9 protein-coding genes are annotated in these 8,817 nt (G+C 71.3%); 4 read left to right on the forward strand and 5 right to left on the reverse strand.

Annotation, left to right across the window (positions count from 1 at the left end; genetic code table 11):
• The 3 genes from HC031_RS31955 to HC031_RS31965 all read left to right on the forward strand — a co-directional run.
• A partial coding sequence (locus HC031_RS31955) for a sensor histidine kinase (RefSeq protein ID WP_167929196.1) occupies positions 1–1,456 on the forward strand: 1,456 nt, incomplete at its 5' end.
• Positions 1,457–1,709: 253 nt separating this feature from the next.
• Positions 1,710–2,006: a hypothetical protein gene (locus tag HC031_RS31960; protein ID WP_167929197.1), complete on the forward strand. Its 297-nt coding sequence runs from the start codon at positions 1,710–1,712 to the stop codon at positions 2,004–2,006.
• Positions 2,007–2,504: 498 nt separating this feature from the next.
• The gene (locus HC031_RS31965; RefSeq protein WP_167929198.1) at positions 2,505–2,708 is read left to right on the forward strand and encodes a cold-shock protein; all 204 of its coding nucleotides are present in this window, start codon (positions 2,505–2,507) and stop codon (positions 2,706–2,708) included.
• Between the two features lie 61 nt (positions 2,709–2,769).
• Here the strand turns inward: HC031_RS31965 and HC031_RS31970 are convergent, their stop codons facing one another.
• Together HC031_RS31970 and HC031_RS31975 are read right to left on the reverse strand one after the other, a co-directional pair.
• Positions 2,770–4,299, reverse strand: coding sequence for an FAD-dependent oxidoreductase (locus tag HC031_RS31970; protein WP_205863511.1), 1,530 nt, complete (start codon positions 4,297–4,299; stop codon positions 2,770–2,772).
• Positions 4,300–4,355: 56 nt separating this feature from the next.
• A complete protein-coding gene (locus HC031_RS31975; RefSeq protein WP_167929200.1) occupies positions 4,356–4,739 on the reverse strand; it encodes an STAS domain-containing protein in 384 nt (127 codons plus the stop codon).
• A 507-nt stretch (positions 4,740–5,246) separates the two neighbouring features.
• On the opposite strand from HC031_RS31975, the gene HC031_RS31980 reads away from it, so the two are divergent.
• Positions 5,247–6,959: a sugar transferase gene (locus HC031_RS31980; RefSeq protein WP_167929201.1), complete on the forward strand. Its 1,713-nt coding sequence runs from the start codon at positions 5,247–5,249 to the stop codon at positions 6,957–6,959.
• Positions 6,960–6,977: 18 nt separating this feature from the next.
• On the opposite strand, the gene HC031_RS31985 is transcribed toward HC031_RS31980, so the two are convergent.
• The 3 genes from HC031_RS31985 to HC031_RS31995 are packed head-to-tail and all read right to left on the reverse strand — an operon-like array spanning position 6,978 to position 8,646.
• Positions 6,978–7,361, reverse strand: a complete 384-nt coding sequence (locus HC031_RS31985; protein ID WP_167929202.1) for a response regulator — start codon at positions 7,359–7,361, stop codon at positions 6,978–6,980.
• 32 nt (positions 7,362–7,393) lie between these two features.
• A complete protein-coding gene (locus HC031_RS31990) occupies positions 7,394–7,828 on the reverse strand; it encodes an STAS domain-containing protein (RefSeq protein WP_167929203.1) in 435 nt (144 codons plus the stop codon).
• A 56-nt stretch (positions 7,829–7,884) separates the two neighbouring features.
• Positions 7,885–8,646, reverse strand: coding sequence for a hypothetical protein (locus tag HC031_RS31995; RefSeq protein WP_167929204.1), 762 nt, complete (start codon positions 8,644–8,646; stop codon positions 7,885–7,887).
• Between the last annotated feature and the right edge of the window lie 171 nt (positions 8,647–8,817).

The raw sequence follows: 8,817 nt of genomic DNA on the forward strand, positions 1-8,817 counted from the left end.
CGTCCTCGCCGAGCGCAACGACGTGGAACGGCGGTTCCTCCTCCTCGTTCGGGAGGCCTTCGACGCGGATCTCGCCGTTGCGGTCCTGGACGGGGCCGACGCGGCGCTCGCCGTGGATGCCGACATGCCGGGGGCGCTGTCGAGCGGCCCGGTGCCGGCTCATCTCGCCGCCCTCCGCGGCGTCGGCGGTCCGTTGCTCACCTCGGAGAACCTGCCGTCGGACATTCGCCAGACACTGGTCGTCCCGCTGGAGAGCGGCGGTCGCCGCTTCGGGATCGTCGCGCTCGCCGTCCGCGGGCGGCGGCGTCGCCGGTTGTCGACGCGCGACCTCACGTTGCTGACTCCGCTCGCCAACGCCCTCGCCGCGGCCATGCGGGGCGCCGAGCACCTGGACCGACTGGTCGAGGAGACCAGCAAGCTCCACGCGGTCGTGGCGCAGTCCACCGAAGGCATCCTCATGCTCGACGGCGACGGCGCGGTTCAGATGTGGAGCAGCGCCTTCGCCGAGCTCACCGACATCACCGCCGCGGAGGCGGCCGGTTGCCGGCTGACCGAACTCCTCGACGTGCCCGACCCGGCCGAGGGCGGCCGGCTGCTGCCGGTGACGGCGGACAACCCGCGGTCGGTGGTGGAGCTGACGATTTGCCGGCCGGACGGGGAGGCGCGCCGGCTCCGGCTGGCACACTCCGGGGTGTTCGCCGACGGGGCCCTCGTCCGCGACGTGGTGGTCGTCCGCGACCTGACCCGCGAGCACCGCACGGAGCGCCTCAAGGCGGACTTCATCGCGACGGTCTCCCACGAGCTCCGCACGCCGCTGACGCCGATCATCGGGTACCTCGACCTGCTGCGCACACGCGGCGACCAGATGCCGCCCGACAAACGCGAGAAAGCGTTCGACCTCATCGCCGACCGGGCCGCGCACATGTCCCGCCTGGTGGAGGACCTGCTGCTCGCCTCGCGGATGGGTGACACCGAGTCGGATCTGGCGCTGCAGGTGTCGGTGGATACCCACGACCTGGCCGGCATCGTCCGGCAGGCAGCCGACGACCTCGACGCGCCCCGCGTCAAGGTCGACCTTCCGGACGGGGCCGTACCGGTCCGCTGTGACGCCGGCCGGGCCATCCAGGTGGTCACCAACCTGATCAGCAACGCGCTCAAGTACTCGCCGGAGACCGAGGACGTCCAGGTACGGATGCGGCACGATGACGACCGGGTACACGTGGACGTGACGGACCGTGGGCGCGGTATCCCGGCCGACCAGCTCGAAAAGGTCTTCGAGAAGTTCCAACGGGTCGAGGACCCGATGACCATGAGCACCGGCGGTACCGGGCTGGGGCTGTTCATCGCGCGCCGCCTGGCACAGGCCATGGGTGGCGATGTCGGGGTCCGGTCGACGTTGAACGTCGGTTCGGTCTTCACGCTCACGCTGCGGCGCGCCCGGCAGCCCGTGGAGTGATCTCCCGGCCGATGGTGCGGCCGATGTTGTCTGTCGCGCCCGGCAGGGCCGCACCGGATGGTCGTTCATCGGGCCGCGAGCCGGTGAAATGACCACCGACCTGCGCCGGTCGCATCAGCGTCGGCCGGTGTGCCGTCTCGCCGGGCGGCACCGCCGCGGATGTCGCCGGTCGGTAACGCGTCTCTCCGGTTGCCCCGGCCCGTCTGCTCTCCTACGGTCGTGACAGTGGCCTTGAAAGCCCGTGGAGGGTGCCATGACGCGAGAAGAGATCGCCCGGGCGGTGATGGCGGCCAAGCTGGAACGGGGGCTGTCCTGGCAGGAGCTCGCCGATTCGATCAGCAAGCCGGTCACGTGGGTGGCGGCGGCTCTGCTCGGACAGCATTCTCTCGCCCCTGCTGATGCCATGACGCTCGCGACGAAGCTCGGCCTGCCGGAGCGTGTCGCACCGATCCTTTCCGCGGCGCGGGCCGGTGACGCGCCCGGCGCGGCACCGGCTGATCCGACGATCGGCCGGCTCTACGAGGTGCTGCGGATTTACGAGCCGAGGTGACCGGGGACCGGCGCGGCCGGTGGACCGGTTATCGGTGGATGCGACACCCGGCACCGGGTGCCGGCGCCTCGTGCCGTCCTGAGCCTCGTCCCGTGAGCCGTGTGCCGTCACGAGCCTCGCACCGCGATCAGCGCTGCGCCCTTGTCGGCGTGTTGTTTCGGCTGTCGGCGTCGTTTCAACGCCGGTGTTGCTTCGTCGTCTCCGGTTGTCCCCGGCGGTGCCGTACCGGTTGTGCGTCCCCTTCTGCGGCCCCTTCTGCGGCCCCTTCTGGGGTCCCTTCTGCGGCCCAGCCGGTCGTTAGTAGGGCCGTCGCCGGGGTAGCGCACCTGTCAGCCACAGGCAAGCGGGTCAGGTTCGGCTGACGGCCGACCCGTGTTCCTGGCCGACACCCGCGAGCGGGCCGGCGGTCCGACGGCGACCCCACCGCGGCGGGTCGATCCGCATCCATCCCACACCGAACCGCCCCATGAGGCTGTCCGACGACGACGGAGGAATGGCATGGCACAGGGCATCGTGAAGTGGTTCAACCCCGACAAGGGTTTCGGCTTCATCAGTCAGGACGGCGGCCGGGGCGATGTGTTCGTCCATTTCTCCGCCATCCAGTCGACCGGTTACCGCACCCTGGAGGCCAACCAGCGGGTCGAGTTCGAGATCACGCAGGGACACAAGGGCCTGCAAGCAGATCGGGTGCGTGTGGTCTGAGGCTCCGGGGGCCGCCCCCGGCGGGGCTCGCCGGCCCGCCGTGATCGTCCGGTCGGCCCTCTCAGCCCTTGGCGCCGGCGCGGCTGCCGGCCAGCGCGAGGACGCCCCGGGGCCGTACACATCGGATCGGCTCGAGCGCCGCGCCCGCGTCGGCGAGTACCTGGTCGGCGGCCAGGACCCCGGAGGCGGCCGCGCGCTCCATGAGGGCGCTGGGAAACGGCAGGCGTACCCAGTCGCCCGCCAGGTACAGCCCGGGAGCCTCGGTGACCACGCCCGGGCGGGTACGGTCGCTGCCGACGCCGTACGCGGGGGCGTTGCGTTCGACCCGCGCGTGCTGGTCGAGAACGGCCATCGACGCGGTCTCGGGCCACAGCCCGGCGAGTTCGGCCCGCATCCGGGCGGCCGCGGTGTCCGCGTCGAGCCCGTCCTCGCACGCGTACGCGTGCAGTTCCAACACCCCGCCGCCGCGGTGGGCCGCCCAACGCCGCGCCTGCTGCTCGATCTCGTGACACACGGTGACCGAGTCGAGCGTCGCCTCGCGCGTGACGGCGTTGAAGGCGGCGCGGCGCGGCTCGCAGCACCGGGAGGTCCACAGCCGGGCGACGGCGTACGGCGCCGCGACACCGAGCTCGCACAGCTGGGTGGCCAGGCGGGGAGCGGTCCGCGCGAGGCCGGACGACGCGGCTCCGAGCGTCCGGACACCGGACGGGTCGGCGGCCAGGACGGCGTACCGGCAGATGACTCCCGCGCCGCCGCGCAGCGTCACCCGCCAGCTGTCCCCGGCCGGCTCGACCCGGTCGACCGGCTCGGCGAGCCGGATGTCGGCGCCGAGCGCGTCCAGCCGGGCGGCGAGGGGCTGCCAGATGGCCGTCGCGTAGTCCTCGGTCGGCGCGTCGAGGTCGAGGCCTTCCGGATTGCCCAGGAAGTAGAAGTGGAACATCATGATCATCTCAGCCGCCGACATCGTCTCCTCGCGGTTGAAGAACGAGTGGGCGAAGACGTCGAACAGCATGGCACGGGCCCGGTCGGTCAGCCGCAGCGAGTCGAGGAACCGGGCGGCCGGCACGTGGTCGTACTCGCCGTAGGTGCGGCGCCGTTCATAGCTCAGCAGCGCCCACGCCGCCGCGCGGTCCAGGTCGCGTAGATCCCGCAGTCGTAGGCTGGGCGAGCGCGCCACGAGCGCCGCCAGGTTCAGCAGCGGCAGGTGCGGCAGGTTGGCGAAGTCTTCGGTCGGCCACGCCCGCGACAGGACGGGGTACCGGCCGAGCGGGCGGAGAAAACCCAGCTCCGGATCGATGCGCCGGAGGATGGCCCGCCACGTGTAGTACTGGCGGAAGAAGCCGTGGAAGCCGTGTCCGACCATGTGGGTCGAGCCGTCGGCCAGCCGGTGGGGCCAGGCCGCCAGCCGGCCACCGAGCCGCGATTCCCGTTCGATCAACGTGACCGGCATTCCCCGCTCGGCCAGCACCAGCGCCGCGCTCACCCCGGCGATACCGCCGCCGATCACCGCGACCCTGGCGGGTCGGGGCGCCGCTCGTGGCCGGTGCGACCGGGAGCGGACGATCATCCATCGCCGACCTGCGACACTCATGACGCGGCATCTCCCGACCGTGGCTCGAGGCGTGGCAGGCCCGGCGTTGCAGGCGTTCAGTCGTCGGCTGTCGTCAGCGCGGGTGCCCTCCGCTGCGGCGGCACGTCCGCCGCCGGCCCGTCGGCGTGGCATCCCAGCACGCCGTCGACTCCCGCCTCCGCCAGCAGGTGCGCCACGGACGGGCTGGTGTTCACCACCCGTAGCTCCGCGCCGAGCCGGTGGAGGTCGCGCTGCACGCCGATCAGCGCGCCCAACGCGGTGGTGTCCATGAACGTGACCGAGCCGAGGTCGACCAGCACCCCGACCGGCTTCATGGCGATGACCTCCGCCGACAGGCTGTGGCGGAGGGTGCGGCTGGAGAGGATGTCGAGCTCTCCACGTACGTCGACCATCAGGTTGCCGTCGGGCAGCCAATGTGTGCTGAGCTGACCACTTGCCATTTCACGCCCCCTGCGTCGCTCGACCTCCGGTGACGCTCAGCGTTACCCCCGACGCTCTGCGTCCAAACATGGGCGGCGGCGGTGCTCTATGTCGAGACGGGCTGTTGTTTTACCCGGAAAACCCCGGGTAGAGCCGTCGCCGCTCGGGCGTTCTACCTGTTCTCGCCCCTGTCACATTCACCATTGGCAATGGACCGTGCGCATCGGCCCGTTGCTCTGATCCTCTGTGCTTTCCGGTCGCAGGCGGCACCGACTGACGTCGCGGGCGGCACCGCCGAAAACAGCGAAGGCCAGGTAATGAATATCGGCACGTCGACACCCGTTGTCAACCCGCGTACGGCGCGGTCGCACGGCCGCCGGTGCCCGGCGACCCGGCACGTGATGCGGCATGTGATTCCAGCGGCACCCCTGATCCAGCGGCACCCCTGATCCAGCGGCACCCCTGATCCAGCGGCACCCCTGATCCAGTGGCACCTCGCACAGCGGCATTGATGGAGGCCCCAAGCTGTGAACTATGCGCTTTTTTTCGGGTCGCTTCTGCTCGTCATGGTCGTGATCTGGCTGCCGATGCCGGCCGGTCAGCCGCACGCGCCGCTGCGCAATTATCGGAACGCCTTCTTCATCAGCGCGGCGGCGATGTCGTGCGTCGGGTTCGTGCTGTACACCAACCACTGGGCGACGGGGTACGCCGTCCTGTCGCCGGTCGTCGGTGCGCTGATCGGGGCGACCGCCGCGACGTTGATCGACACCGGTCTCGTCGAGAACGCGATGCCGCTCGTGGTGCCCGGTGCCGGGAACGTCGAGGCGGGCGGGCCCGTCCGGCACCACCCCCGGCCGTCGCGCAGGACGCACCTGTTGCGGGCGGCCGGCGCGCTGGTCGGTGTCGCCGTCACCTGGCCCGTCTGGCTGCTCGTCGCGCTGGCGATCTGGCTCGAGCAGCCGGGCCCGGCGTTCATCGTCGAAGACCGGCTCGCCGGCGGCGGCGGCGAGGTCCCCCGCCTGAAGTTTCGGACCACGTCGTTCGAGGCGCGGTCGCGGACCGGGGGCCCGCCAACCCTCAAGGTCGGCGTGCTGCTGCGGCTGCTGCGGATCGACCAGTTGCCGCACCTGGTCAGCCTCCTCGCGCTGGCCGTGGTCCTGGTCTGGCCGGCGTGGCTGCGCCCCGAGCGGGTCCGCGGCTGGGTCTCCGGTCAGATCGCCGTACGGCGTAGGCACGCCCGGCGCTATCTCGGGTTGGCCACGGTGACGGCGTCCTGCGCGGTGCTGGCCGTCATCGTCATCACCAACGTCGTCGTGCCGCAGCAGGCCAGGCACAAGCGTCCGGCGGCCGGCCCGACGCTGGCCGTTCCCCAGGCGTTCGACCCGAGCGAGAACGCGGTCCTGCCGCACAAGCGGGTGGTCGCGTTCTACGGGATTCCGGGGTCGGCGGTGACCGGACCGGCGTACACGCTGGACGCCGACATGCTGGAGCGGCTGCGCGCGCAGGGCGCCGAGTACGAGAAGCTGGACCCGGCGCACCCGGTCGCGCTCGGCATCGACGTTGTTGCCAGCATCGCGGACGGGGATCCCGGTGACACCGGGACGTACAGCCACCGGCTGGACAAGGCCACGCTGGACAAGTACGTGGATTTCTGCCGGACCAACAATCTGCTGCTGTTTCTGGACCTCAACCTCGGCTGGTCGGATCCGATGCAGGAGCTTCAGTACTTCATGCCGTACCTGGCCCTGCCGTTCGTGCACCTGGCGATCGACCCGGAGTGGTTCTTCCCCCGCCACAACGGAGTCCCCGGGATCAACCTGTCCAACGTACGGGCCGCCGACCTCAACCCGGTGATCACGGCGATGGCCGAGCTGCCGGCCAAGTACCGGATCCCGCGCAAAATCGTCATCATGCACCAGTTCCGGCCGACCGGTGACGGTCTCTCCGACCCGTACGACCCCGGCTCGGCCGAGATCGCCGACAAGCGCAACATGGTCGACGACCCGCGCGTCGACGTCGTCTGGCACGTCGACTCGGTCGGCGGCTGGTTCGGTGACATTCAGGACAAGACACGGCAGTACAGCTCGTGGGTCCGCAAGGACATGGAGCGTTTCAACAACTTCAAGTACGGCGGCTTCAAGATTTTCTACCAGCTGGAGTCGAAGAACCGGCTGATGACGCCGAAGGAGGTGATGACGATGCTCAAACCGCCGCCGATGGTCGTCACCTACGGCAACTGACGCCGGGCGCGGCGGCCGCTACGAGGCGCTTCGCGCCGGCGCGCCGGCGAGGGCGGCTTCGACGTGGCCCACCAGTTCGCGCGGCGAGAACGGTTTGCGCAGGAGGGCGACGACCCCCGGCGTGCGCGCGTCGTCGACCTCCGCCCAGCCGCCGGTCACCAGCAGGATCGGAATGTCCGCGACGGACGGATCGGCGTGTACCGCGGCCGCCAGCTCCAGCCCGTTCATGCCCGGTGGCATGTCGACGTCGGTGAGGAGCAGGTCCGGGTGCTCACGCCGGACGTGGTCGTACGCGGAGCTGCCGTCGCCGCACAGTACGACGCTGTGACCCTGCCGGGTGAGGGCGCGTGAGTACAGGGCGCGGAGGTCCGGATCGTCTTCGGCGATCACCACGCGTGACATGGTCAGGCTCCTGTCGCAGTTGATCGGGTCCACTACCGGCTTCTGCGGCGGACGACGCAGGCGGCGGACCGGTGCCGATTGCCCGCCGCGCGTACGCGGGCGTCGGTCCGCGGGGCGTCCGTGCCGTCGTAGGCGAGCTGCGGAGACAGGCCGGTGATGTCGAGGGCGCGCCGCACGATGCCCTGGCAGTTGGTGACGGTGAGGGCGATGCCGCGCCGGCGGGCCGCGCGGCACGCGGTGAGCAGCGCGGCGATCCCGCGGGAGTCGAAGAAGGCGAGCGGGGCGAAGTCGAGCTCCACGTGGGTGAGGTCGGGCCGGCTCAGCAGGTCGTGCAGCGCGGCGCCGAACGGTCCGGCCGTCGCGATGTCGACTTCACCGCGTACGGCCAGCCGTACGGCGGTGTCCGCGATGGCGGTCGCCGTGACGGCGAACTGCGGTGGGTCGGTCGGGTGGGACGCGGTCGCCATCCGGCTCTCCTCTTCTTGCCTGTGCATATGTCGGGCCCCTCGGTGCGGCGGGTTCGCTACCGGCCGGGGGTGGGGGTGGGCCGCGGTGTGCGGGTGTTCCTGTCGTGCCCGCCGCCGCTCTGGTCGCGGTTGCCGTCCCGGCCGGAGCCGGACTGGCCGCCGTCGCCGGTCCGCGCCACGGAGGCGAGCACGGCCGTGCAGTACGGCTCGACCTTGTCCCGGCCGCCCGCCGCGGTGATCAGCGACGTGAACACCGGGTTGTCGAGGGCCTTGCCGTGGCTGACTTTGTTGCCGACCTGGTAGGCGCGGCACAGCGCGATCAGCTTCGGGGCCGGCTTCGACGGGCTCGGGCTGTCTGGCACCGCGGAGGGGCTCGCCGCGGTGGCCGTGCGGGTGGCGGGGGGCGCCGCCGCGCGGGTCTCGGTCGCGGTGGGCTCGGCCGCGGACAGGCCCGACGAGATGGTGTGCGCGGGCTCGGCCAGGGGGTTGGGCAGCGCCCCCGTTTTCGCGGCGAGCGCGACGCCACCGACGGTCGTGGTGGTGGCCAGTACCGCCAGCACCTTGACGGTCAGCGCCTTCATGGCCAGCGTCTTGACCGTGGACAGCCGGCGTTGGCGCGGGATGGCGACGTGTCGGGCCGCGAGGAACGCGGAGACGGCAGCCTCCTCGCTGTTCAGCTCGTCCGGGCGGCCGGGAGCGGCCGCCGCGGCCAGCAGGGCGGCCAGCTGCGGGTGACCGGTGTGTGCGCCTGCCGACGGCGAACCGAGCAGCTGCTCGGCGGTCTCCGGGTTGAGGCGGCGGGGGCTGTGGATGCTCATGTCATTCCTGTTGGCGTCGTGACGCTCGGATCTGTTACACCGTCGGTGGGTAGATGACCGCGTTCGGTGGCGAAGTAGTCGCGCGCGGTGGTGAGCTGGTCGAGCTGTTCGGCCAGCCGGCGCAGGCCCCGGTACGCCGAGGTCCGGATCGCGCCGGCCCGCTTACCTAGA

The organism is Planosporangium thailandense, from assembly GCF_011947195.1.
Classification (GTDB): Bacteria; Actinomycetota; Actinomycetes; order Mycobacteriales; family Micromonosporaceae; genus Planosporangium; species Planosporangium thailandense.